The 25,896-nt window shown below is 55.4% G+C and carries 22 protein-coding genes; 3 read left to right on the top strand and 19 right to left on the bottom strand.

The window, feature by feature from the left end:
- Window positions 1–541 precede the first annotated feature (541 nt).
- The 7 genes from lacZ to F556_RS0119600 form a co-directional block, all read right to left on the bottom strand.
- Entirely contained in the window at window positions 542–3,619 is a 3,078-nt protein-coding gene (gene lacZ, locus F556_RS0119630; protein ID WP_020618701.1) for a beta-galactosidase, LacZ type, read from the bottom strand.
- A gap of 18 nt (window positions 3,620–3,637) precedes the next feature.
- Window positions 3,638–4,462: a carbohydrate ABC transporter permease gene (locus F556_RS0119625; RefSeq protein WP_020618700.1), complete on the bottom strand. Its 825-nt coding sequence runs from the start codon at window positions 4,460–4,462 to the stop codon at window positions 3,638–3,640.
- On the bottom strand, window positions 4,462–5,334 hold the full coding sequence (locus F556_RS0119620; RefSeq protein WP_020618699.1) for a carbohydrate ABC transporter permease: 873 nt from the start codon (window positions 5,332–5,334) through the stop codon (window positions 4,462–4,464). The genes F556_RS0119625 and F556_RS0119620 overlap by 1 nt, the downstream gene beginning before the upstream one ends.
- A 150-nt stretch (window positions 5,335–5,484) precedes the next feature.
- Window positions 5,485–6,771 carry an ABC transporter substrate-binding protein gene (locus tag F556_RS0119615; protein WP_020618698.1) on the bottom strand — a complete coding sequence of 429 codons (1,287 nt, stop codon included), beginning with the start codon at window positions 6,769–6,771 and terminating at the stop codon, window positions 5,485–5,487.
- Between the two features lie 179 nt (window positions 6,772–6,950).
- Window positions 6,951–8,723 carry a sensor histidine kinase gene (locus tag F556_RS0119610; protein ID WP_020618697.1) on the bottom strand — a complete coding sequence of 591 codons (1,773 nt, stop codon included), beginning with the start codon at window positions 8,721–8,723 and terminating at the stop codon, window positions 6,951–6,953.
- A gap of 2 nt (window positions 8,724–8,725) precedes the next feature.
- Window positions 8,726–10,306 (bottom strand): response regulator transcription factor, encoded by a 1,581-nt coding sequence (locus F556_RS0119605; RefSeq protein ID WP_020618696.1) that lies wholly within the window; start codon window positions 10,304–10,306, stop codon window positions 8,726–8,728.
- Between the two features lie 176 nt (window positions 10,307–10,482).
- Window positions 10,483–11,547 (bottom strand): MBL fold metallo-hydrolase, encoded by a 1,065-nt coding sequence (locus F556_RS0119600; protein WP_020618695.1) that lies wholly within the window; start codon window positions 11,545–11,547, stop codon window positions 10,483–10,485.
- 180 nt (window positions 11,548–11,727) lie between these two features.
- Here F556_RS0119600 and F556_RS0119595 point away from each other — a divergent pair, with 180 nt between their 5' ends.
- Entirely contained in the window at window positions 11,728–12,885 is a 1,158-nt protein-coding gene (locus F556_RS0119595; protein WP_020618694.1) for a conserved virulence factor C family protein, read from the top strand.
- 122 nt (window positions 12,886–13,007) lie between these two features.
- Here the strand turns inward: F556_RS0119595 and F556_RS34590 are convergent, their stop codons facing one another.
- The 4 genes from F556_RS34590 to F556_RS37940 all read right to left on the bottom strand — a co-directional run bounded on the left by F556_RS34590 (window position 13,008) and on the right by F556_RS37940 (window position 16,498).
- Window positions 13,008–14,123 carry a transglutaminase domain-containing protein gene (locus tag F556_RS34590; protein ID WP_020618693.1) on the bottom strand — a complete coding sequence of 372 codons (1,116 nt, stop codon included), beginning with the start codon at window positions 14,121–14,123 and terminating at the stop codon, window positions 13,008–13,010.
- Between the two features lie 66 nt (window positions 14,124–14,189).
- Complete coding sequence (locus F556_RS0119585) at window positions 14,190–14,684, bottom strand: GNAT family N-acetyltransferase (RefSeq protein WP_020618692.1); 495 nt, start codon at window positions 14,682–14,684, stop codon at window positions 14,190–14,192.
- A 590-nt stretch (window positions 14,685–15,274) separates the two neighbouring features.
- Window positions 15,275–15,910 carry a bifunctional 4-hydroxy-2-oxoglutarate aldolase/2-dehydro-3-deoxy-phosphogluconate aldolase gene (locus tag F556_RS0119580; RefSeq protein WP_020618691.1) on the bottom strand — a complete coding sequence of 212 codons (636 nt, stop codon included), beginning with the start codon at window positions 15,908–15,910 and terminating at the stop codon, window positions 15,275–15,277.
- 33 nt (window positions 15,911–15,943) lie between these two features.
- A complete protein-coding gene (locus tag F556_RS37940; protein WP_157272848.1) occupies window positions 15,944–16,498 on the bottom strand; it encodes a hypothetical protein in 555 nt (184 codons plus the stop codon).
- Here F556_RS37940 and F556_RS37935 point away from each other — a divergent pair.
- A complete protein-coding gene (locus tag F556_RS37935; protein ID WP_157272847.1) occupies window positions 16,486–16,800 on the top strand; it encodes a hypothetical protein in 315 nt (104 codons plus the stop codon). The genes F556_RS37940 and F556_RS37935 overlap by 13 nt on opposite strands.
- A gap of 745 nt (window positions 16,801–17,545) precedes the next feature.
- On the opposite strand, the gene F556_RS0119565 is transcribed toward F556_RS37935, so the two are convergent.
- The 4 genes from F556_RS0119565 to F556_RS0119550 all read right to left on the bottom strand — a co-directional run bounded on the left by F556_RS0119565 (window position 17,546) and on the right by F556_RS0119550 (window position 20,321).
- Complete coding sequence (locus F556_RS0119565; protein ID WP_020618688.1) at window positions 17,546–18,400, bottom strand: MBL fold metallo-hydrolase; 855 nt, start codon at window positions 18,398–18,400, stop codon at window positions 17,546–17,548.
- 42 nt (window positions 18,401–18,442) lie between these two features.
- Window positions 18,443–18,820, bottom strand: a complete 378-nt coding sequence (locus F556_RS0119560) for a PilZ domain-containing protein (RefSeq protein ID WP_020618687.1) — start codon at window positions 18,818–18,820, stop codon at window positions 18,443–18,445.
- Between the two features lie 341 nt (window positions 18,821–19,161).
- Window positions 19,162–19,866 carry an L-ribulose-5-phosphate 4-epimerase gene (araD, locus tag F556_RS0119555; RefSeq protein WP_020618686.1) on the bottom strand — a complete coding sequence of 235 codons (705 nt, stop codon included), beginning with the start codon at window positions 19,864–19,866 and terminating at the stop codon, window positions 19,162–19,164.
- A gap of 248 nt (window positions 19,867–20,114) precedes the next feature.
- A complete protein-coding gene (locus F556_RS0119550; protein WP_020618685.1) occupies window positions 20,115–20,321 on the bottom strand; it encodes a cation transporter in 207 nt (68 codons plus the stop codon).
- A gap of 164 nt (window positions 20,322–20,485) precedes the next feature.
- On the opposite strand from F556_RS0119550, the gene F556_RS0119545 reads away from it, so the two are divergent.
- Window positions 20,486–20,887, top strand: coding sequence for a secondary thiamine-phosphate synthase enzyme YjbQ (locus F556_RS0119545; RefSeq protein WP_020618684.1), 402 nt, complete (start codon window positions 20,486–20,488; stop codon window positions 20,885–20,887).
- A 79-nt stretch (window positions 20,888–20,966) separates the two neighbouring features.
- On the opposite strand, the gene F556_RS0119540 is transcribed toward F556_RS0119545, so the two are convergent.
- The 4 genes from F556_RS0119540 to F556_RS0119525 form a co-directional block, all read right to left on the bottom strand.
- Window positions 20,967–21,950: a 2-hydroxyacid dehydrogenase gene (locus F556_RS0119540; protein ID WP_020618683.1), complete on the bottom strand. Its 984-nt coding sequence runs from the start codon at window positions 21,948–21,950 to the stop codon at window positions 20,967–20,969.
- A gap of 114 nt (window positions 21,951–22,064) precedes the next feature.
- Window positions 22,065–24,017 carry an ABC-F family ATP-binding cassette domain-containing protein gene (locus tag F556_RS0119535; RefSeq protein ID WP_020618682.1) on the bottom strand — a complete coding sequence of 651 codons (1,953 nt, stop codon included), beginning with the start codon at window positions 24,015–24,017 and terminating at the stop codon, window positions 22,065–22,067.
- Window positions 24,014–25,180, bottom strand: a complete 1,167-nt coding sequence (locus F556_RS0119530) for a PAS domain-containing sensor histidine kinase (protein ID WP_020618681.1) — start codon at window positions 25,178–25,180, stop codon at window positions 24,014–24,016. The genes F556_RS0119535 and F556_RS0119530 overlap by 4 nt, the downstream gene beginning before the upstream one ends.
- On the bottom strand, window positions 25,173–25,847 hold the full coding sequence (locus F556_RS0119525; RefSeq protein ID WP_020618680.1) for a response regulator transcription factor: 675 nt from the start codon (window positions 25,845–25,847) through the stop codon (window positions 25,173–25,175). The genes F556_RS0119530 and F556_RS0119525 overlap by 8 nt, the downstream gene beginning before the upstream one ends.
- Window positions 25,848–25,896: the final 49 nt, after the last annotated feature.

Genomic DNA, 25,896 nt, shown 5'->3' with positions numbered 1-25,896 from the left:
GGGCATTTTGTGAAGAGAAGAATTACCGCCAGAGCCATGACCGGATGCGGAATCGCCACCTTCTTCCAGGTCCGCGAACCGATTGAGGTGTGATAAGACATGATGAGCCATGTTGCCCCACGCTAACGAAACGACAGATGCTTATTTGGACCAAAACCCACCATTCTCTGCCTTAACGAAACACCAAATCGCTATTCCGCTCATTCCCAATAAAATCGTGGTTTGGGAGGCAAATAGCGTCCCCACGTTTCGTTAGCCTCGTAAAACATCCGATTTGAGCAAGTTAACGTTACCCAGTTTCGTGCACACACTCCCCGTCTCACTCCAACAGCCGCACACTCACCACGATTCTCCCCCCTTACGTCAATCTTCCAATGATACTACTATCTCCGCAGCCGCCACACCACAGCTCAAAGCCATCAGTCCCTATCTTGTTAAAAGCGCCTCCCCCTGCTACGCAAAAATCCCCGACCGTCCAGCCACGCGCAGAGGCGCGAAGCGGACAATCGGGGATGGAAGGAATGGACTCAGGAAGTCCTTCTTACAGCCCTTCCCGGCTGATGACGAAGCTGAAGGCCAGTTCGCCATTGCTCGGGATTTGGTACTGGTCATGGACCGGTGCGCCCCAGCTGTCGTCGCCGCCGACGCCCATCTGGCGACCAGCCACGGTGATGACCGAGTAATGGACCGGTGGCAGCTCGTATAGATGCTGGGCGTTCTCCAGCTCGAATGCCGTGTACGGCGACACATTGCACTCCAGCGGCTCGCCACCCTCCAGCGAGCTGACGCGCAAACCGCGGCCCGCTTCATCCAGCACACGGACGCGGCGCACGCCGGTACGGTTGCCGGATTCCTGCGGCATCAGATAGCCTGCAACATTGCCGGCCACAGTGCCGTCGAACAAGCCCAACCTAGCACCCTCGGCACGGTCGGCGTAGTTCTCTTCCGGCCCGTTCGCATACCAGGCGAGACGGCTGTAGTCCGCTGGCACTTTCCACGAGAGCGCGAAGATCGGCAGATTCGGCAGCCCGGCTGCGCCCTTGTATTTGCTGTCGACCTGAACCCGGCCGTCCGGCGTCACGATATAGTCGATCGCAATCTCCAGGTCGCCATGGATCGCCAGTGCGTAGCGGTAAGAGAAGGTGGCACGGCTGCCATCAGCCGCTGCATCCCATTCGAAGCTCAGCAGCTTGCGCGATAGGCTTGCCGCATACCATAATGCAGCATCGTATCCCTGCGAGTAGCCCCGATCGTTATCTGTGGTCGCCCGCCAGAACAATGGCGTTGGCGGTGCGGCGATCAGCTCGCGGTCGGCATAGCGCAGGGAGGTCAGACCCGGCGCCTGACGCGAGAACATGACGCGGAAGCCCTCGCCCTTCACGCCCACATACACATCACCCTCTGCTACTTGAAGCGGTGCATACCCTCCGAGCGCCTCAGCGCCCCCAGCCCTCGCTGCCTGCGTGTCCACCCGGAACACATACTGGCCAAAAGCTACCTCATGTCCAGCATCTGCCCACAGCGTGGACTCCCGCAGCACGAATGCCGCATCGATGGTGTACTCGCCAGGCACAGACAAGCCTTCGGTCAACGCTACCTTCACCTCTTGATCGGATAGTGGAGCTACGTCAACGCTCAGGGTCTGACGCGATACTTCAACACCTTCCCGACGCACAATAACGAGCAGGTCGAAGTCCGCCGATGAGGTGAACAGGTTGTCATTGCGTACCGACACGCCCTCGCGCGATGGAGTCACCTTGAGGTTCTGATACAGAAACTTCACGTCCTGCATCTTCGGCGACAGGGTACGATCGGCATAGACAATACCGTTCGTACAGAAGCCGTAATCGGTCGGACGGTCGCCGAAGTCGCCGCCGTAGGCGAGAAACTCGTTGCCGTAGCGGTCCTTTGTGTAGAGCGACTGGTCGATGTAGTCCCAGATGAAGCCGCCTTGATACAGTGGATACTGTTCTTCCAGGTCTGTGTAATGACGCATGCCGCCCAGCGAGTTGCCCATGGCGTGCATGTACTCGCAGCTGATGTACGGCTTGTCTGGATCGTTCTCCAGGTATTCGATAATGTCTGCCGGCTTGGCATACATCCGGCTCTCCATGTCGCTGCATTCTGAGTAATCCCGGTCGTAGAACACACCCTCGTAGTGGACGAGTCGGCTGTCATCCTGACGGCGGAAATAACGAGCGGTCTCCAGCAGAACATCGCCCACGTAAGACTCGTTACCAAGCGACCAGATGAGGATCGACGGATGGTTCTTGTCACGCTCGTAGACGGAAATGGCACGGTCGAGTACAATATCCTGCCACTTCGGATCGCTGCGTGGGATATTCCAAGACGGCTCGACAGCGCCCATCTTCTGCCAAGAACCATGGGTTTCGAGGTTCATTTCATCAATAACATAAACGCCATATTCGTCGCACAGCTCATACCAGAGCGTCTGGTTCGGGTAGTGCGAAGTCCGCACAGCGTTAATGTTGTTTTGCTTCAGCGTACGGATGTCCCAGAGCATATCTTCGCGGGAGATTGCGCGGCCGTTGCGCGGATTGAACTCGTGACGATTGACGCCCTTAAATACAATACGCTCACCATTGATTCGCATGATCTTGTCCACCATCTCGAAGCGGCGGAAGCCCACACGCTGTGGGATTACTTCGATGACAGCTCCAGATGCATCGCGCAGCTCGATGAATAAATCATATAAATAAGGCCGTTCAGCACTCCACAAGCTCGGATCAGACACCGTCAGCTGCGCCTCCGCGCGTGTCTCGCCTTCGGTTAGCGACACCTCAACGGAGGCAACCTCGGTCCCTTGCGCATCACGCAGCGAAACCATCGCCTGGGCTCCGGCAGGAGCAGCAGTCAGCAGGTTCATCGCTACACTCAGTGAGCCCTTGGTCAGCGAAGCATCCAGCTCCGGACGAACATCGAGATCGAACACATGCAGCTTGGGTGCGGTATACAGGTAAACCTCACGGAAGATGCCGGAGAAGCGCCAGAAATCCTGGTCCTCCAGCCAACCTCCCGTGCTGCGCTGATACACCTCAACGGCCAGTTTGTTATCGCCCTCCCGGAGGTAAGGCGTCAATTCGAAGTCGGACGGCGTGAAGCTGTCTTCCCCGTAGCCGACGAAGTGACCGTTCAGCCACACATAGAAGGCGCTCTCCACGCCCTGGAACGAAATGTACAGCGGTCCGCCCGACAGCTCGGCAGGGAGACGGAAATGACGGACATAGCTGCCCACCGCGTTGTCATCTTCGGAGATGTGCGGCGGCCGCAGCTCCTCCACACCGTCCCATGGATACATCGTGTTGACGTATTGCGGCTGTCCATGACCTTGGAGCTGGATATGGCCAGGCACCTGAATGGCGCCCCAGCCAGCTGTACTGAAGTCATCACGGTAGAATTCCGCCGGACGAGCAGCCGGATTCACCGCATAATTGAACGACCAAGCGCCATTCAGCGAATGGCGCATCGCCATCGCTGCCCGGCGCTCTGCTTCTTCCCGGGTACGATAATAAGTATGATCAGAGTGAGCCGGTACACGATTAACGGCAAACACCGTCGGATCGCTCAGCCACGCCAAAGTAGGTTCTGTAGTTGTCATGGTTTCTCCTCCAGGTCCTTATTTAACCGAGCCGGTCATGCCCGCCACGAAGTGCTTCTGCATCAGGAAGAAGACAATCGCGGTCGGCAGCGTTGCGATCAGAATAACGGTCATGATCACGCCGTAGTCCGGCGAGTAGCTGGAGCCGAGATTCGAGATAAGCAGCGGAATCGTCCGCTTCTCGGGCGATTGCAATACGACGAGCGGCCACAGGTAGTTGTTCCAGCTAGCCATAAACGTAATGATCGCCGCTGCCGCATAGGTGGTGCGCATGGTTGGCACATAGATACGGAAGAACACCCCAAGCTCGGTCAGACCGTCAATCCGGCCTGCTTCCAGCATGTCCTTGGGAAACATCTTGGTGCTCTGGCGGAAGAAGAAAATCAGGAACGCCGTCACCATGGTCGGCAGGATGACCGAGGAAATCGTATCAATCCCGATAAACGGTACGGTTTGCGAAATGGAACCGAACATCCGGTACAACGGCACCATCAGCGCAGCGAACGGGATCATCATCGATAACAGCAGAATGCTGAAGACGATGTCCTTGGCGCGGCTGCGGAAAATTTCGAACCCGTAGCCAGCCAGCGAGGAGATCAGCAAAGCCAGCAGCGTCGTAATAACGGAGATCTGGGCCGAATTCATCAGCGCCTGCAAGATATCGATCTGTTCGAACGCCTTGCTCAGGTTCTCCCCCAGCGCGCTGCCGGGCAACAGCCTACCTTGGGTAACGTCGACGGAGCGGTTGGTGGAGCTGATGATCATCCACAGGAACGGAAAAATCGAAATCGCCGCCGCCCCACTCAGGAACACATACATAAACACACGTTTGAGGGTTGCCATTATTTACGATCACCTGCCAATCTGAACTGAATAACCGAGAAGATCACGATTAGAATAACAATCGCATACGAAACGGTAGCCGCATAGCCGAAGTCTGGCGTGTAGCGGAACGAGAGATAGTAGATGTACTGGGACAACGACATCGTCGCATTGCCCGGACCACCTTGGGTAATGTTCATCACCTCGTCGAACAATTGGAGCGTACCAATGGTCGACGTAATGGAAGTAAACAATATAATCGGCTTCAACAGAGGAACCGTAATTTTCGTAAATTGGGTAAAGGCATTGGCGCCATCAATGCGCGCCGCTTCGTAGATGGAGTTGTCAATATTCTGCAGAGCAGACAGATAGAAAATCATATTGTACCCTGTCCAGCGCCACGTAATGGCGATAATAATCGTCACCTTCGCCCATAAGGGATCCGTAATCCACTGGATTGGTGTCTGGATAATATGCAGATTCATCAGCAACGAATTGACAAGACCGTCACCGGCAAACAGATACTTGAAAATAATCGAATACGCAACAAGCGAGGTAACCGCCGGCAGGAAGATCGCTGTCCGGAAAAAACCTTTGAACTTCAGCTTCGGATCATTCAGCAGCACGGAAATAAAAATAGCCAGTATAATCATGACCGGCACTTGAATGATCAGGTAGATGAAGGTGTTAAATAACGCCGTCCGGAACGTCGAGTCGGTCAGCAGGCGTGCGTAATTGTCCAATCCCACGTACGAGAGATTGGTACCCGTACCCGATTGAAACGAGAGCATCAAGGCCCGCACCATCGGATAAAAATAGAAAATGCAGATCATTATGACCGCCAGGGCGATAAATGACCAGCTAATGGCATTTGTTCTTGCTTTTATGTTCATGTTATTCGCCTCTCTCACACCGTTGTCGATCCATAGCATGCTTGTCTTTTTATGCTGGCGCACGCTTATAGAACGCTCATCCCATCGCAACTACCGGCATGCCTGACGTCCCGGCCGGGCTAACCGACCGGGACGCACGGATGCTGTGGTTTATTTAATCTGTGTGTCAGCTTGTGCTTGCGCATCAGCCAGAGCTTGGTCTACGGATTTGCCGCCCAGGTAGCTCTGCATCTCGACAACGAGAATATCCTCGATGGCATAAGTGTTCATGCCGTAGTTGACGTTAGGGATTTCGTTGGTCCAAGTGGCGAAATCAGAGATGACATTTTGTCCGCCGAAGAATTCATTCGGCGCTTTGTAAGCTTCGCCTTCCGCTGCTGGCATGTAGGTGCCGATCGCAGAAATTTCTTCAACGAGCTTCTGGTACAGGTCTACGTCCGAACCAAAGGTTTTACCCAGGAAATCAGCCGCTTGCTCTTTACCAGGAACATTCAACACATACCAGGAGCTGCCGCCCAGGTTCGTTGCGTTGACCGAATCATTGTTTGCCAGTCTTGGCACAGGCACGATAGCCCATTTGCCGGATTGGTCTTCAGCAGCAGTAATCGAAGAGGTGAACCAGTTGCCTGTCGGTACAGAAGCGACTTCGCCACTATTGTAGTTTGCTACATATTGGCTCCAGTCGGAATGGATGCGGACAATGTTGGCGTCCATCATTTTTTTGTACACTTCAAATGCTTCTTTCAGTGCTGCGTTGTCTTTCAGATCAGCTGTTTTGCCGTCCTCTTGAACGTACCAGGATCCAGCCGATTGGATCATCATACGCAGGATACCAAGGTCGTTAGGGTCAAGGGTGATCCAGTCTTTGCCTGTTGCTTCCTTGACTTTGGTGCCGATCTCGATGTAATCATCCCATGTGATGTTCTGCAGATCGTCAGCGGTGTAGCCTGCTTCTTCCAGATAGTCCGTGCGGACGAACAGGCCCGCTACGCCGGAGTCAAAAGGAAGACCATATTGCTCGCCGTCCACGCTTGTTGGTCCCAGCTTGTATTCTGCAAAATCAGAGGCCTGGAAGCTGTCGCCGATCGGTTCAAACATATCAGGATACGCCTGCAGGAAGCTCTGCGCGCGGTAGTCTTCAATCAGAACGATGTTCGGCAGACCACGAGTTGTGCCGGAGCTAAGACCTGTATTCAGACGTTGAATAATATCATTCTGAGCGTTTTCGATCACTTCGATTTCAACGCCACTGTTTTCCGCTTGATAGGCTTCTTTAGCCAGATTCATGGCTTTTACGTTGAAGTTGGCATCCCATGCCCAGACCACCAATTTGTCTGCACTGCCACCCTCAGCCGCACCTTCATTATTGTTGCCGCCGGATGAGCAAGCTGTAATAGCCATCATTGAAACCAGCAACACGGCAATCCATTTTTTCATGTGTCAAGACCTCCATTTTTATATCTTTCCTGTAAGCGTTTCCCCGCTCACTGCATTTATTTTAGCATCGGGAGATTGGCGTAGGTTAGGATTATCTTTGCCAGCTTTGGTCAGATTATTATGGATTTTCGTCTCGACAATTCGTATATTAGGACGATTTTTGGATAGTGGTAAAATCTTTAACCCTCGATGAGCGGAATGCGAATTCTTACCTTTGTCCCTTCTCCCAATTCACTGGTAATTGTCACGCCGTAACCGTCCCCATACAACAGACGGACCCGTTCGTGGACGTTTTTGACACCAATGCCTGTAAATTGCTGCCGTTTGCCGCGAGGCGCGGGGAGATGATTCTCCGCATCCAGCACCATGCCGTCACCATTATCGACCACTTCACACAGTAGCGATTCGCCGTCCTGAGAGACCATGATGTAGATATGCCCTTCCGTTTTGCGGCTAAAGCCATGGAAGAATGCATTTTCGATAAAAGGCTGAATCATCAGCTTCGGCACATGGTATCCCATACAATCGGGGGAAACAAAATAGTTGACCTTGATCCGTTCGCCGTAACGGACATGATTGATGTACACATAGTTCCGCAAATTCGCCAGCTCCTGGCTGACCGGGATCGTCTCACTCGCATTGCCAATCGCATTCTGAAGCAGTGAGATTAACGAGTTGATAATTTCCGCGGCTTTTTCCTTGCTGCCCTGCTGAACCATAAACTTAACAGAGGCCAGCGTATTATATAGAAAATGCGGATTGATCTGCTGCTGCAGGGCCGATAGCTCAGCATTGCGCTGCTGCTTCTGGGTATGGACCAGTTGACTGACATACTCCTGCAGCTCGTCCATCATCGCGTTGAAGGCCGTGGCCAGCTGGCGTGTCTCAAAGCTGCCTGTTGTACTGACATGATGGTCAAACTCATACTTGGAAATCGTGGAAATCTGCTTGACCAGCAGCGACAGAGAGCGCGTGAGCCTGCGGGAGATCAAGAAGACAATGATCAAGGCCAGCATGACAATGAATATCACCCACAGGATGATCGTGTCGGTATCGATGAATTGGCCGATCGCCCTGTCCTTATCGATAATATTCAGAATGTACAGACCCAGGGAAGGATTGTAATTGGCAACCAAAATACTGCTGGTACCGGCAATATTAGCTTCCAGATAAGGCAAGCCTTCCTCCTGCATCTGAACGGCATGCGCCAGCCACTCTTGATCCTGACGTCCCAGCCAGTCCTCGCGATTGGAGGAAATGACGGTCCCGTCAGTCCCCATAATGGCTACATCATTGCCCGGCGTAGTGAAGCTGGAGTAGAAGCGTCGGAACTCGGATTCAAGCATGGAGAAATAGATGACGCCGTAAAGTGTACTGCTGGAGCGGTCCATCATCGCTTTGGTTACGACAACTGCAGGTTCGCTGTCCGCAATCCCGGCCTCACGGGGGTCATCATATTGATACAGGAGACGGCGCGGCTCAGCGATCGCTCGCTCGGTAGCCGGGTGCTGCCGCAATTCGCTATCTGTAATCGGCCAGAATGTCCGCTCGGTCGCGTAGCTGCGTCCATTGGTGCCGGTAATATAAATGCCGACTTCATAGGCTTCCAGCCCGGTGCTGATCTGGCTGAACATCCGTCCCATGCTGTAGTAGCTGTTGTTCTGTTCCAAGGAATTACCGTTCTCTTCTGTGAGGAAGCTGCGGGCCGTTCCGCTCTGAGAGATGCCGTTGGCAGTCAACACGACGGAATAATTGTAAGTATCCATAGCCGCCTCAATCTGGCCGATAATCTTGGAGTTGGTCAGACTGAACGTATTCATGAACACCCGCTCGGACATGCTGATCGTCGCCCACGTCACCGTGACGGCGACAGCGACGATGCTGACGAGCATGACCAGGAACATTTTGACGAACAGGCCGTTATATTTGAATCGGTCAAACATCCGCTGCATGCTTATCCTTCCTTCTCATCCCCCAGATATTGTCGGCGGTACCGGCTCGGGGACAGCCCGGTATGCTTCTTGAACACTTTGGTGAAATAGCTGTGATCGGAAAAGCCCACCCGGCCGCCAATCTCCGAAATTGTCGCCTCGCCTGCGCGCAGCAGCTCTGCTGCTTTGTCCGTTCGAACACGCTGCAGATAGTCCACAAACCCCTCGTCGTTGTGCGAGGTAAAAAAGCTGGAGAGGTAGGACGGATTGAAGTGAAAATGCCGGGCCAGCTCGGTCAGACTTAACGGCTCTGCATAATGCTCGTTGATATACTGCAGCAGTTGCTTCATGTTGGCATTGCCGGACCCTGCTGCCTTGGCCTCGATAGATCTGCGTGCTTCCGCGACAAATCGGTTCAGGCAGGCTGCTGCTTCATCTGAATAGCGGGCCTCTTCGATCGCTTTGAAGTAGGCGTATTTATTTTTCTCCAACTCACGGACATCATAATTCATGTTGCCAAGCATGACCGTCATATTGAAGATCAGGTTGCCCAGAAACGTCTTATACTCAAAAACATCGGTCGTATAATCGTCCGCCATTGCTTGCACATGCTCCTGCAGGTAGTCGAAGGCCGCGGCGAAGCGCTCCCGCTTGAACTCATCGGCGAACCGGCTCAGGTGGAATGGCTCACGCCGGGCCGGCGGCTCTGGCAGATCCTGTCCCGACAGTACAGCCTGACCCGGAAAATAAAAGGCAACTCCCATCAGACGCTGCAGTTGGTCACGGTACACCTCACCGGTACGCTCCAGCGCAGCAAAAGGCTCGCTCAGACAGACTGCAGCCTGCGTGGAACCGCCCGCACCCAGCTCCGCCGCCAGCGCTTCTGCCCATACGCGCACCTGCGGCAGTGCCTGCTCTTCCACATTCAACAGGATCGCCGTAACCGGCTCTGCAGTCGGCAGCGCCAAGAGATGAGCGCCGGGCAGTGTGCGTTCCGTGACGGTCGCGAGCAGCTGCTGGGTCCGCTCCTCAGACACTCGCAAGGGGCCTGTCCGGGTCACAAGACGTCCGCCTGCCAAGCAATAATAGGGATGGGGCAGGTGAGCAGCAGCCCGGGCCGTCTCCTCCGGCGTCGTCTCATAACCGGTTAGCAATCTCTCCAGCAGTGCCTCCAGCGGTACCCCCGTCCCGCCCTGTCCCTGAGGTGTCTGCAGCGATGGGATGCGTTCAGCTGCCACCTTGAGTACGGACAGCAGATGCTGCATATCCAGCTTCGGCTTGAGAATGTAATCGGCAACGCCGCTCTGGAAGGTCGACCGTACATAATCAAATTCGCCATAGCTGCTCAGGACAATCACTTCTGTCTCCGGATAGTGCAGCTTGATCTGCTTCGTCAGCTCTTCTCCGTCCATCAGGGGCATGACGATATCCGTAATGACAATATGCGGCCGCAGCTTGGCGACCATCTCCAGCGCCTCCTGTCCGTTGGCGGCCTCGCCGACGATCTGGAAGCCTTCCTGCTCCCAGTTCATGAAGTATTTGATCCCCTGACGAATCAACTGCTCGTCATCGACGATCAGCACTTTGCAGTAGGATGATGTCATCGGCTTGTTCCTCCAATCCACGCACTTATTAGGTATAGCTTACTATAATTTCTGACGAATCCCAACGGGAAGCGCTGGCAGTGGTCCGTGGCTGTTCCCGGCCCTCCCATCAAGGTCAAAAAAACCGCTGCACCCGCAGGCATCTATGCCCCGGTGCAGCGGTCCGCTACACAATGCTATCTCCCCGACAGCCGCCATGTCTCACCATGCGAGAGCATGACCAGTCGTTCCTCATCGATTTTCATGTCACAGCGGCCTTGCTCCAGCCGGTCCAGCGCTTCGCGCGGCGTATCATCCGCCAGCTTGAAGCAGCTGTAATGCATCGGCACGAACAAGCGCGCTCCGGTATCCAGAAACGCCTGCAGCGCCTGCTCAGGCGAGACATGCTGCGGCGCCATGAACCACTCGGGCTCATAGGCGCCAATCGGCATGAGCGCCACATCGATGTCGAAGCGGCGGCCAATCTCCTCGAAGCCCCGGAAATACCCGCTATCCCCTGCAAAATAAATTACCGGGCGGTCACATACGACAGGCCTCTCCTCTCCAGTATCCACTGCCGCTTCGGCCCGCTCGCTCTTGGGGGCGGCAAGCGCAGAGATCGCGGCTTTATGCCGTTCCGCGGCACCGGCCTCTTGCTTCTCGTCCGCTTCCGGAGCGGGCTCAATCACCCACCCGCCCCAGTGCGACTTGTTCATATCCCAAGGCGTGCGCCGTGTCGAGTGCTGGGAAGGTACAAAGGTAAAGCGAACACCGCGGATGGTAATGGACTCCCACCAATGAAACTCCTTGATCCGCATGAATCCTTTTAGACGCAGCTTGGAGCGCAGCCCCGCAGGCACCAGCAGCAGCTTGGAGCCGGTCAGCCGTCGCAACGACGAAATATTGAGGTGATCATAATGCGAATGAGAGACGAGCACAATATCGATCGGAGGCATATCGGTAATCTCGATGCCCGGGGGCGCCATCCGCTTGTTCATGGCCATCTTGGCCGCCCACACCGGATCCGTTACAATATTAAGGCCTGAATGCTGAATAAAAAATGTCGAGTGGCCGATCCACGTGATCGACGGCTCCGAATCGTTGTGGTCCAGGTATGTCAGGTCCGGCGCTGTATTGGGCACAACATAGGAATAGTCTTTATATTTGGCCTTTCGCACACGTTCTTGACGCCAACGCTTGAACTGAGTCATGGTTTTGGCGGTTTGTACGGGATCTGAATTTTGGAATCGCAATCTTCGCAAACCGTCATCTCCTCACCTTCTGATGTCTCCACTAGAATATCAAGAGAGACGCATTGTACGCAAATTACCCGCAAAAGGTGCACAATAAACGAAAATTCCGACCGGGGACAGGTTCGCAATCGCACGTCAGATCGGGTACACTAGCCCTATAGGAACTCTTAATGTACAGGAGGCATACCGATGAAGCTCATTTCTATTGAACCGACACCGAGTCCCAACTCGATGAAGCTGAATGTGGATGAAAAACTGCCGTCCCAGCAGCGGTATACGTATACAAAAGCTCAAGCGTCCGAAGCACCGGAGCCGCTGCAAAGCTTGCTCGCCATTGATGGCGTGCGCAGTCTGTTCCGGACGGCTGATTTCATAGCGCTGGACCGCAAGCCGAACAGTGACTGGCAGTCCATTCTGGAGTCGGCGCGGACGATTCTGAACGCTGGCTCGGAAGGACAAGCCGGTACCGATAACGAGAGCGGTGCGGACCGGACCTTTGGTGAAGCGCATGTGCTGGTGCAGATGTACCGCGGCATCCCGATGCAGCTGCGCATCCAGACGAGCGCGGGCGAGCATCGCACGGCGCTGCCGGAGCAGTTCACGGCAGCGGTGCAAGAGGCGGCTGGCGCGAGCATGATTCGCGAGCGCAAGCTGGAGGAGCTCGGGGTCCGCTATGGCGACCCCGAGGAGATTGCAGCAGAGGTGACGGCGGAGCTATCCGCCACTTATACGCCAGAGCGGCTGCGCGAGCTGATCGATGCAGCTGCTGCGCTGGCCGGGGATGCGGCGTCGGCAGAGCAACCGCCCGCGCCGCCCCGTCAGGCGCCGCCGACGCCGGAGGAGCTGGCAGCGCAGCTGGAGTCGGACGACTGGCGCATTCGCTATGCGGCGCTGGAGCGTGTAGGCACCGCCGTGCCAGAGATGCTGCCGCAGCTGGCGCGTGCGATTACGGACGACAACACGTCGATCCGGCGGCTGGCCGTCGTCTATCTTGGCGACCTGCGCAGTCCCGAGGCGCTGCCTCATCTGTTCGCGGCGCTCAAGGATCGCTCCGTGTCGGTCCGCCGCACAGCCGGCGACACCTTATCCGACCTCGGTGATCCGGCTGCCATCGGCCCGATGATCGAATCGTTGTCGGATTCCAACAAGCTTGTGCGCTGGCGGGCCGCCAGATATCTCTACGAGCTCGGTGACGAGACCGCTATCCCGGCACTACGCGAAGCGGCCAAGGACAGCGAGTTCGAGATTCAACTGCAAGCTTCGATTGCCCTGGAACGCATCGAACGCGGGGAAGAGGCCGCCGGTTCGATCTGGCAGCAGATGACCGCCAGCCGCCGGGGGCAGTAAGCTTCGAGGCAACCACCGCTGGCCATGACTCTACCGCACCTTGCTTGTCTATCAGGTGTACAGCCCAAAAACACCATGCTCACCTTGTCGAAGGTGTACATGGTGTTTTTTGGTTTGGGTGGCTAGCGGTGCAAGCTGAATTTCACATCCAGCAATACCGAGCCATCGTCGCTGTAGTCTCGATAGGACAACTCGTAGGAGGCAATGCCCCCTGCCGACCGCATGGCTCGATCGATATCCGCCTTGAGCGTATCCCCTCGCAGGTAACGCACCTTGAACGTCGTCTCGCCCTTGGCAATCGCTGTACGAATCCACGAAGTAAGATCATTGGCGTTAGCGGCCATATTCGCAGGCTTCAACCAGTGCAGTCCCAGCTCTTGCTCCAGCTCCTGATAAAACGCCTGGCGGCTCGGATCCTTGGCACTCAGCTTGCCCAGCGTTTCTGCATATGGCGTGACGGCCGCAGGGTAGCTGCGGGTCCACGCATGATCTTTGCGCAGTTCCTCGTCGGTCTTCAAATAATACGCATAACTGACTTCACCCAGCTGATCCGGGACGGGATCGTTCCAGGTCACATCCAGATGGTACCAAGCACCATTGACGTTAACCAGATTCCAAGCATGGTTGCCCGTATCGACCGTTCCTTCTACGATCCGGTTCGGTACATCCGCGGCCTGCAGCATTTTGTAAGCCAGCAGCGAGTAGCCCTGGCAGACTGCCCTGCCGTCGGCGAGCGCCTCATACGCCGTATAGCTCTGCAAGGACTCGTCGTAAGCAACATTGAGCACAATCCAGTCATTGATCGCCTTGACCCGCTGATGGGCATTCATCTCAGGCTTGATCATGTCAGCAATAATCGCGTTTACCCGCTCGTCGACATACGCCGTCTGCTCCACGCTCTCGCGGTATTCAATGACCATCTTAATCTTGGAGCGTTGACTCCAGCTCTGGATGGAGTATTGATACGAATCAACGATATACGCGATATAGTCATCTTTGGCCATTGCACCCTGTATAATCTGCGGCAGCTTGCCAAATAACTCGGACGAATTGCCCGAGTAGGTAATCGTAAAATCGGTGGCATGCTCACTTAGTTGCGTATATATGGCCTGCTCCAGACCCGCGTTGCCAGTAACTGCCGACGAATCGGCGGTGACAAATTCAAATTTCAGTTCCAGGGCCAGCAGCACCGCGATAACAGCAAGCAGCACGCCTGCCCGCAGCACAAACTTTCTCATAGGGATCCCCCTCGTACCAAGCATTCCGTTCTCGTACTACACTTCAGTATACCTTAATCGGGCAGGTCAAATCCAATTATTCCCTTGATCGGTGAAAGGTCGAACACATGTGGCATCGAGTTGCATCCTTGGCGCCGGTCCCCCTTGTGTGTTGGCAATGCCGCTAACGACGAAGCCGACGAATTCATAGAACGCTACCGCATGCGGGCCAGCAGTCACCTCAACACGCATACCGCGCCGTACAATGTCTTTGAGAAGGGAGCTTGCGATGCCTTTGCGCATCCAGTCAGGATCAGTGAACAGATCCTCGAGCTCTAGGAAGTCTTCGACAGGGCGGGCCGACGCAAAGCCAACGACACGCCCGTCAGCGACGGCGACACGCGCGAATGGCAACATCGTGTCATCCCACACCAGCCACTCAGGATGATCGGCGAAGAATGCTTGGGCGCCCTCGGTCGTCAGTGACGCACGGCGAAAGACGTCTCGCAGCGTATCGACGTCTTCAGCGACTGCGCTTCTAATGACAAGGGTAGACGAAAGTAAAGGTTTTTTCTCATCCACAGCCGAATCTCCTTTTTGTAGAGTAATTCACCTTATTAAGCTTGGCAACCTTATCAATGTTCAAATAACCTGCCCGTTTTAATGTCTTTAAACATCCCTCTATCTTTATCGGTTTTATAGGCTGAAAAGGACTGTAATGAAATTGTAATATTACATTCAGGTTGAGTTCAGCTTGTCTCTCTATACTATTAGACATGACCCCCCTTTATTATATATTTTCTCTTTAACACCTGTGGCTGCGTGCCGCAGGTGTCTTTGTGTCTCTGGAGCTTTCCGAAACTTATCCGAGTTAGCAGTTCGCTTCGTTCAGGTTCACTCTACTGATTTGCAGAGTCTCTGGGAAGCGAAGTCCTGTAGAATGTACCGTATTTTCAGATTCTAACGGCCACCACAGCTGTTATTTCGCCCGGAATCGGTCCTTTGAGATTGTAACGGCCATATAAGCAGCTATTATACATAAATACACCGTTTTCTCTCTGTTTCACTTACAATAGCTGCGCCTGTGGCCGTTAGACACGCTTACCCCTCAAAAAAGCCTAAATAAGCGCCTATGTTGCCGTTAGCGCAAGTCGTCATGCCAGAGCGAACAACTATGCTCCCGCCTGAATGGCTTGTACATAACGAGAAGCTTGCTCCCGCAGTCTGTCAAACTCCCCATTGGCGATCCAGTCCTGCCGCACAAGCTTGCTGCCCATCCCCACGCCGACAGCTCCGGCTTCTATGAAAGCCCGGATATTGTCCAGATCGACACCACCGGTTGCAATCATCGGGATATGGTTCAGCGGTGCCCGAATTTCCTTGAGATAGCCCAGTCCGAGAGAGGCCATTGGGAAAACCTTGACCGCTTCAGCGCCGGCCTTCCAAGCTTTCACGATTTCCGTTGGGGTCATGACGCCCGGCCATACGGGAACGTCGCGCTCTGCCCCGTAGGAGATGACGGCCTCATCCAGGTTGGGAGAGATCAGGAACTGCGCTCCTGCTGCGATGGCTTCCTTCGCCATCTCCACGTCCAAGACAGTCCCGGCGCCAATCGCCGCCTTCTCGCCAAAAGCGCCGCGCCAGCTATGAATCAGCCCCGTCGCGCCTTTCGTATTCATCGTTACCTCCATCAGGCGAATCCCGCCATCTATGAGAGACTGAGCGGCTGCCTCTGCAGCCTGTTCATCAATATTGCGAAAAATCGCCACAATCTTATGCTGCATCAGCAGCTCGGTCATTGTATGCATCTCTGTTCCTCCGTTTCAAGTGGCCATGCCTTTTTATATCGTGTTGTATCTGACTCCTCGCCTAGCGACAACTGAGCGGCACCGGATAAGTGCCCAGTGCATACAATACTGCATCATGATCCGCCCAGCTGCAGCCAACCCATCATCAACTGGCGCACTTGCTGTGGCTAGCCGGAATCGTCCTGCATTACTCCGCCAGTATGAGTCAGAAGGAGTCGTGATACACAATGAGAAGATCCGAGTTTCCAAATGGTTACCCCACTCCGACGCCTCCCAACGGCTGTGGATGTGCCGGCAACCAGAGTCGCATGATCCCACCACCACCGCCTGGACCAGGCCCTGGACCTGGTCCGGGACCGGGACCGGGACCGGGACCGGGGCCAGGGCCAGGGCCAGGGCCAGGGCCGTTCCCGCCACCTCCAGGGCCAGGGCCGTTCCCGCCACCTCCGGGGCCAGGGCCATTCCCACCGCCTCCGGGGCCAGGGCCGTTCCCGCCACCTCCGGGGCCAGGGCCATTCCCACCGCCTCCGGGACCGGGACCGTTCCCACCGTTTCCGCTGCCGATTCCGCTGCCCTTGCCGTGGCCATTCCCCGGACCGGGACAACAGCGTTCCGTCACGGTCGTCATTAATGGCGGACGTGCGTTTCCACAGATTACGCAGCCATACTACATTCGGTATCGCCCAGGCATGACGGTATATCAAGCACTGGTGGAAACCGGCGTTGTCCAAATTGGGTTCAACGGGCAGATCGTTGCCGTCAACGGCATCTACATTACCAATGACATTCGTTACACGCTACGGTTGAACGGTCGCCCACTGCCTGCCAACCAGCTCTATATCCCGCTGCAACCGGGAGATACCGTGGGCTTGGAGTTGTTTTACGTCTAGCAACAGTAAATGTAGAGTTTCGCTTACGCCCCTAAGGATTTACGCAATTGAATGTTTATAGTAGTAAGGAAGTCAGGCAGAGCCCACTCCGATGGGGGCTCTGCTTTTGCTTCGTTCGCTCCCCGCCCCTTGCCACCTACGCACCATCGCACAGTCCCGCACCCTACGAACACGATTTTTCATACTTATTCCGCCCACTGGCACTCTACCCGCCCCATATACTCGAAATTTCATACTTATTCCATCCACTGACGCTCTAAGCACCCAATGTATTCGAAATTTCGTACTTATCACCGCCAGTCGGCGCTTTACTCTCCCAATATACTCGAAATTTCATACTTATTCCCGCCCACCGACGCTCTAACCACCCAATGTATTCGAAATTTCGTACTTATCACCGCCAGTCGGCGCTTTACTCTCCCAATATACTCGAAATTTCATACTTATTCCCGCCCACCGACGCTCTAACCACCCAATGTATTCGAAATTTCGTACTTATCACCGCCAGTCGGCGCTGCGCCATCTCCACCTGTGGTGTCTGACCGCCGCCATGCCGCCGGCCCCCGCGCGCTGGGAGCTCGGCGCGGAAAGAAAAGTCCCAGTATGAGCGGCCATCATCCGGATGCTACCTTTACCTGAAGGATGCCACACATATACATACACACAACAAACGCTCCTTAGGAGCAGAAAAAAACGCCAAGACGCTGGCCCGCCATCGTGGCGGGACAAGAGTCGGGCGCAAATATTATTCCAAGAAAGCCTTGTCCGATACGTAGACGTAACGTTCAAACCGTGCCATGACGTGGCTTCGTTGCTCCGGATATTGCTCATAGAGATATTGGACGAAATCGCCAGGCTTCTCGCTGTTGCCATCGAACATGTCATAATGCAGCGGCACGACCGTCTCAATCCCCGCAGCGAGGGTCAGCTCGACCGCTTCCCGGTAGTCCATATTGCCAACAATGTGCTGGCTGCGCCGATAATAATTGCCGCCATTAATCGGAAGTAGTCCCAGGTCAATCGACTGCTCGCGCAACGTTTCGGCTAGCCCAGGGTAGATCACGGTGTCCCCCGCATGATAAATCGTTACCCCGTTGAGCTGCAGAATATAACCAACGTACCGGTCAAATCCCTGCTCGTCCTGATCCAGCTCCTCGTGTGCCGCTGATATGGGAAGCAGCCGAATGGACTCCTCGCCAGTTCCGATATCCAGCCAATCTCCAGCGCGCGCATCGGTAATCTGGTCCGTCGCCACGCCGCAATCGATCAGCAGCTGCCTGCAGCAGGCTGGTGCAATATAACGGGTTTGCGGTTGCGTCTGTGCCAGAACCCGAATGGTGCCAGGATCCAGGTGGTCGATGTGCTCATGCGTGATGAGGCAGATGTCTATTGCAGTAATCGCTTCAGGCGAGAACGGCGGTGGGAAGCTCCGTGCATCTGCCAGCGTTTCTGATATGAAGGGATCGACATAAATAATCGTTGCTTGTCCCTTGATAACCACACTCTCCTGCCCCAGAAACCAGACCGCGGCCGTTCCTTGCGGCAGCCGTGTACGTTGGATTTCTGACATCCATTGCTCCTGATTCCGTGACTCAGCCATCCTGTTCCCTCCGATTCATCTTGATGTGGTGCTGCTCCGTTCCTACTGGGCGATGATCCGCTTGGTAGCAGCGAGCTGTCGCAGCTCAATATTCATCCGCTCCCGGAAGGCATCACTTGTGTCAAACTGTATGCCATAATTATATACCCCGTCTGCGAACGTCTGCCAACGAATCAAACCATGCAGCTCCCAGGGCTCCTCGCCAAATTGGACATACAACACCAGCCCAATTGCGTGCTCGGCAGTGCCTAGCTTGAGCGGTGTTACGATATTGCAGCCAGCCCGGCTGAGATTAACGATCTCTGCTTGTGCCCGCCTGCTGTCCACAGGGGAATTGTTAATTCGGTTAATTTGAAAGGTACACGCCTCCGGGATATGAAAAATATACCGAAACGGCTCTTTTCTTCTACTCTTTTCCATAGGCGCCTAGTCTCCAGATGTTATAATGATAGACCTGTTCTAGTTGAAATTATAGTTGAAAACCGTTATCATTTCAATGATTTTCCAGCATAGAACGATGATTTAAGAGACTTATCCCCTTGCTCTGACGACCGCCCTGGTGCGTTACAGCGGCCGACCGGCGGGTTCCCAGGCAAATAGAGGAACAAAGGTACGTTACAGCAGCCCACTTGGCGGGTTCCCAGGCAAATAGAGGAACAAAAGTGTGTTACAGCAGTCCGACCAGCGGGTTGCCAAACACCTCGTATCCATAACAAAAAAGCACAACCCGCAGGCTGTGCTCCTTACCTATGCAAGAACATTTACTTCGCGCCAGTCTGTCCGTAGTATGCGCCCGCTCCGTGCTTGCGCAGGTAATGCTTGTCCAGAAGGTTCTGGTCCATGGCTCCCACCTGGGGGTTCAGGGCAAAGGTATGAACCGCCATCTTGGCGCATTCTTCCAGCACCACGGCGTTGTGTACCGCATTGTGTGCATCCTTGCCCCAGCAGAATGGCGCATGGCTGTTCACCAGCACGGATGGCACCTGCATCGGATCAATGCCCCGCGAGACGAACGTCTCAACGATGACGCGGCCGGTCTCCAGTTCATATGCACCCTTGATCTCTTCCTCAGTCATCGGCCGGGTGCAGGGAATTTCGCCGTAGAAGTAATCTCCGTGCGTGGTGCCGAGCGCTGGCAGTGCCCGCCCAGCCTGAGCAAAGCTCGTCGCCCAGGGCGAGTGTGTATGAACAATGCCGCCGATTGCCTCGAACTCACGATAGAGCAGCACATGCGTTGCCGTATCGGATGAAGGCTTGTAGCTGCCCTCCACAACCTTCCCGTCCAGATCAACCACAACCATCTGCTCTGGCCGCAGCTCCTCATAGGCCACACCGCTCGGCTTGATGACGACCAGACCGCTCTCACGGTCGATCCCGCTAACATTGCCCCACGTGAACGTCACCAGTCCGTGCTTGGGCAGATCCATATTCGCTTCCCAGATATCTTGCTTCAGTTGTTCTAACATCGTTAATTTGTCTCCTCCTTACACGTTTCTATTTGCTTTTCATTATAGGTTGTACGTACAAATGTGTCACGAAAAAGTTTTAGTCCGGTCTGCCGTGTGCCAAGTTCCAACGCTAAGCCGTTCTATAGTGACGCAGCGAGTCTTTTCCGCCAACCTAAAAAGCCGACTGCACATGACCCCTGAGGTCCGTACAATCGGCTTTCTTGTCCCATATATGCTGCAGAGCCTGTCCATCGCATGCTTGCAAGCTATGCGCTTGTCTCGTAGCCCTGCTCCTCAATGGCTTCCCGAATTGCTTCGAGCGAAACACTGGATTCGTTGTAGGTGACCTTGACCGTTCCCGCCGCCAGATCGACTTCGCCCCGGGCGCCGAGCGGAGCGAGTGCATCCTCGACCGCTTTGACGCAATGTTCGCATGACATGCCTTTCACTTCGATCACTTCTGCTTTCATCATGACTGCACTCCTTTACGGTTGGAATATAGAATGAATTACCCGGTATGTACCTGATTCTAACCACGATGGGTGCAACGACTGCCCGACTCGTTCGGTTGACTTCCGTTATCTGACATGCCACACTTATGCTATCTTCATTCCATTGACGAGAGGAGCTTGATTTGATGCTGCTTACTCAAACCCTCCGGACATCGCGCCGGGACGAGATGATTGATATTACACGCCAGATCATCTCGCTGGTCCGCCAAGAGGATATCCGGGACGGCCTAGCCGTCATTTATTCGCCGCATACGACCGCAGGCATCACCATTCAGGAAAATGCCGACCCCGACGTCAAGCTCGATGTGTTAATGCGGCTGGACGAAGTCTATCCGTGGGAACACCCCAAGTATCGTCATGCGGAAGGCAATACGGCCTCTCACCTGAAAGCGATGACCACTGGCACCTCACAGACGGTTATCATCAGCGAGGGTCAACTGGTGCTTGGCCAGTGGCAAGGCATCTACTTTTGCGAGTTCGACGGCCCCCGCAATCGGCAATTCCATATCAAGCTGATTAAAGGCTAACTTGAAGCTGCGGATAACCTAAGGGAACCCAGCCCAGCAGAACGCCCGTCACTCACAGAAATCCTTCCCCGCGGTCCGACTAGTGGTCATACAATCCTGTATTGACGACATGGTCGGGCCGTTCTTCATTGATGACTGCCAGAATACTGCGCGAGGCCATCATCCCCATCTTCTCCCGGGTCTGGAGCGTCGCGCTGCCCAGATGCGGGGCCAGCACCACATTGTCCAAACCCTGCAGCCCTTCGGTGAGTTCCGGTTCCCGTTCGTAGACGTCGAGTCCCGCGCCAGCAATCCATTGTTCCTGCAACGCACGAACCAGTGCCTGCTCATCGATATGGGCGCCTCTGGCCGTGTTAATCAGATAAGCCTCCGGCTTCATCATCCGCAATTCCCGCTCGCCGATCAGGTGATGCGTCTCCTCGGTGTAGGCCACATGAATCGAGAGGTAATCCGCCGACTTCAGGACCTCTTCCAACGAAGCGTAGCGGATGCCTAGCTCCGTCTCCTCTTCTTGCGGGAGACGCGTCCGGTTCCAGTACACGATATCCATATCAAATCCTTGCGCCCGCCGCATCATCGCCCGGCCGATCCGACCGAGACCGACCAGCCCGAGCGTCGCCCCCGTCACATCGCCGCCGATTAACTGCAGAGGCTCCCAGCCTTTCCAAGCGCCGGAGCGTACCAGAGCATCTCCTTCTACGACTCGACGCGAGATGGCCATGAGCAGCGCCCAAGCCATATCTGCCGTAGCCGCTGTCAGCACATCCGGCGTGTTCGTGACCGTGATCCCTCTTGCTGTTGCCGCTTCAATATCAATATTGTTATACCCGACCGCATAGTTGGCAATGACCTTCAGGTATGGGTTGGCATCCATCACTTCTTCATCGATCTTGTCAGTTAGCAGACACAGCAGCGCATCCTTCCCCTGGATCGCCGTGAGCAGCTCCTCCCGGGTCAATCCCCGGTTCTCCTGTGGGCAGGTTACCTCCGCCCGCTCATTTAAATACGCCATCACTTGCTCAGGCAGTCTGCGTGTAACCAGCACCTTCGGTTTCTCCTTCATCGTTTGAAGCGTCCCTCCCTATGACCGTCCCTGTCGTATGTCATGCTGTCTCGTTGTCCGTGCGGCCTTCTTTGCCTGCATTATCGCACGCTTGGCCGACTATCGTCAAACCGCTCAAGACTGCTTCTGAGCGGCGATTTTCTCTGCCAGCTCGTTGAGATACGTCCAGCGATCCATCAGCTCTTCCAGGTGCGCCTCCGCTGCCTCCTGCTCTTGCATCAGCTCTTGGAGTCTCGCTGAATCGCTGGCGGACTGCTCCATCTGACTCTGGATCCGCTCCAGCGTCTGCTCTGCCTTGGCCACACGATCGTCGATCTCCTCGTATTCCTTTTGTTCCTTGTAGCTCATCTTCAGCGAGCGCTCCCGCTCGCCCGAACGGACAGGCGCTTCCGTATCCGCAGGTGTTGACTCCTTGGGGGATTTCGGAGAACTGGCACCCGATGCGGCGGATCCCGGTGTGGCCGATCCGGTCCGCTCAGTCTGCCGGACATAGTCGGTATAATTACCGACCGATGCCACCACCCGACCATCGCCTTCCAGCGCCAGAATACGCGCCACGGTGCGGTCTAGGAAGTAGCGATCATGCGAGACCACGAAGACCACGCCTGGGAATTCATCCAGGTAGTCCTCCAGCACAGTAAGCGTCGCAATATCCAGATCATTGGTCGGCTCATCCAGCAGCAGCACATTCGGTGCGGTCATCAGAATGCGCAGCAGCTGCAGCCGCCGCTTCTCGCCGCCCGAGAGCTTGGCGATAGGTGTCCACTGCATATTGGAGTCGAAGAGAAAACGCTCCAGCATCTGTGAAGCCGAGATCGTCGTCCCGTCTCCGGTACGTACCTGATCGGCAGCCTCGCGAATGTACTCGATGACACGCATCTGCTCATCCATTTCCTCATGCTCCTGGGTGAACCACCCCAGCTTCACAGTAGGACCCAACTCCACCGTACCTTCATCCGGCTGCAGCTCGCCAGCAATCAGCTTGAGCAGCGTAGACTTGCCGGTGCCGTTACGGCCGACAATCCCGACACGATCCTCGGGTACCGCGATGAAGCTGAAGTCCCGAATCAGCTGACGGTCGCCGAAGCCCTTGGCTGCCTCCTCGATCTCCAGAATCTTCTTGCCCAGCCGTGCAGAAGCGACCGACACGTCCAGCTTGCCTTGTGAGCGGCCGGGACCTGCCGCTTTGAGCTGCTCGAACCGGTCGATGCGCGCCTTTTGTTTGGTAGAGCGGGCTTGAGCTCCCCGGCGGATCCATGCCAGTTCGTTTCGCAGCAAGTTCTGGCGTTTGTCCTCAGACGCCGCTTCGCGCTCCTCGCGCTCCAGTTTTAACTCCACGAAGCGACTGTAGTTGGCGGTATAGAAATAGGCCCGGCCGCGGTCCAGCTCCAGAATCCGATTGCTCACCCGGTCCAGGAAGTAACGATCATGCGTAATCATGAGAAGAGCGCCCTTGCGCTTTTGCAGCATCGTCTCCAGCCAGGCAACCGACTCATTGTCGATGTGGTTCGTGGGTTCGTCCAGAATCAGCACATCGGAGGGCTGAATGAGCGCAGCCGCCATCGCCACCCGTTTCCGTTGACCGCCGGAAAGTGTCCCCAGGCGAGCATCAAACTGTGTGATTCCCAGCCTGGTCAGGGCAGCTCGTCCATCGCTCTCCAGCTCCCAGGCCGATAGGGCATCGATCTGCTGGCTCGCAGTCACCATGCGCCCCTGAAGGGTCGTATCCTCCGGCTTCAGCTCCAGTGCCGCCATGGCTTCATGATAGGCACGCAGCGCCACCAGTTCGGGACTGTCTCCCTGGAACAGATGCTCCCTCACCGTCATCTCCGGGTCAAACGCAGGATTTTGCGACAGCATCTTCACACGCACCCGGCTGCCGAACACGACCTTGCCGCCGTCCGCCGGCTCCAGGCCCGCAATGACCTTGAGCAGGGTCGATTTGCCCGTACCGTTGACGCCGATGATGCCTACCTTGTCGCCTTCGTCCAGACCAAACGACACCTGTTCGAACAATTGCTTGTCGCCGTAGCTCTTGCTTAAATTCTCAACCGACATTACATTCATGTGTTATCCCTGTCCCTTTCCTCTTGCCTCAACTCTGTATCTGCCTGTTTGTCGATCAGCAGTCGAATCTGCGTCCCCTGCCCAGGTGCAGAAATGATGGACAAGCGAGCCCCTACCGCCCTTGCCCGCTCTTCCATACTGAACAAGCCGACCCCTCTGCCGCCTTGACTGCGCGTGAAGCCAGCACCACGGTCCACGATGGTCACCTCGACTTGATGTTCGTTCTCTGCGATACGCAGCTGCGCCTCCTCGACGCCCGCGTATCTGGCCACATTAATCAGCGCTTCTTGAATGATACGGTAGACCGCTGTTTCTACGCCGCGCTCCAGCCTGGAGTGCAGACTGCAATCGAAGGCCACACGAATGCCAAAGTGACGGCTGTAATTGGACAGATACGTCCGAATCGCCGGTACGACACCGAGATCATCCAATACCGACGGTCTGAGCTCCCAGGCGAGATTCCGGATATCTTCAATCATACGGGAAACCTCTGAACGCAGCGGCTTCAGCTCCGGCAGCTCCCGGTCAATGATCAGGCGGTCAATTTCGATCTGCAGCGAGAACAGACTCTGGCCGATGCCATCATGCAGCTCTCTCGAAAAACGCCGTCGCTCCTCTTCCTGAATCTGCATGACCTTGACCATCATTTGCTTGAGCTCGTCCTCCGCTTCCTTCAGCCGGGTCACTTCATTACGGATCGCCAGATACTGATAGGGCTTGCCTTGATCGTCCACGAAAGGCACGATCGTTGTATTCATCCAATAGTAAGAGCCGTCGCGCGCCCGGTTCTTGACCTCGCCCCGCCATACCTCGCCCGAGCGAATCGTCTGCCAGAGCGTCGTCATGAACGACTTATCATGGTAGCCCGAATTGATGATGCGATGATCATGTCCAATCAACTCTTCCCGGCTGTATTGGGAAATTTCACAGAACTTGTCGTTCACGTATTGAATCTTGCCTTTGGCATCCGTGATCGCCACAATGGAGGATTCATCCAGCGCAAACTTGACGTCGGCCAGCTGCTTGAGGGCTTGCTGCAGCTCCGCGCGAACTGCGGCGTCATCCACCCCGTCCTGAAGGCGCTGCATGAGGGCTTCCACGCCCTGGGCCAGCTCGCCGGCGGACACCTTGAATCGCGAGTTCTCCGCTTGTCGCTCAGTCATACTCCAGCAGCCCCCTTTTCATAGCGAACTTGATCAGCTCCGGACGGCTTTTGAGCCCCAGCTTATCCATCAGATTGCTCTTGTGTGCCTCTACCGTCTTCACGCTGATCATCAAATGCTCGGCAATTTCCTTGTTGGCATAGCCCCGGGCAGTCCAGGCCAGAATCTCCTTCTCCCGCTCCGACAGCTTCTCATAGACACTGTCGCCTTCCGCATCGACTCCACCGTTCTGCCCAGGCTGGGCTGCCTGCTGGATATATTCGCTCATGAGGCGCTTGGTCGCCGTTGGATATAAGTAAGCATTGCCTTCCGCTACCGTCTGAATCGCAGTGACTAACTCCTCATGCGGCGCGTTTTTCAGAATATAACCGGACGCTCCCTGATGAATCGCCCGGAACAAGTACTCATCGTCATCATGCATCGTCAGTACGAGTATGCCCAGCTCTGGCACCCGGCGCCGCAGTTCGCCAACCGCGGTCATCCCGTCCATGCCCGGCATGCTGAGATCCATCAACACAACATGGGGCTGCAGGGCTTCCGCCTGGTCTATCGCTTCCTGTCCATCCGCCGCTTCCCCGACCACATGGATGTCATGCCGCCCATGCAGCAGCATGCGCAATCCCGATCTGACGACAGCATGATCGTCCACGATCAATAGCTTGATCAAGCCATCCCCTCCTTACCTATCGCCATTTTACCACAAGTCCAAGCTGCCG

The organism is Paenibacillus daejeonensis DSM 15491 (assembly GCF_000378385.1).
GTDB lineage: Bacteria > Bacillota > Bacilli > Paenibacillales > Paenibacillaceae > Paenibacillus_D > Paenibacillus_D daejeonensis.
This window is presented reverse-complemented; position numbering and strand designations above follow the sequence as displayed.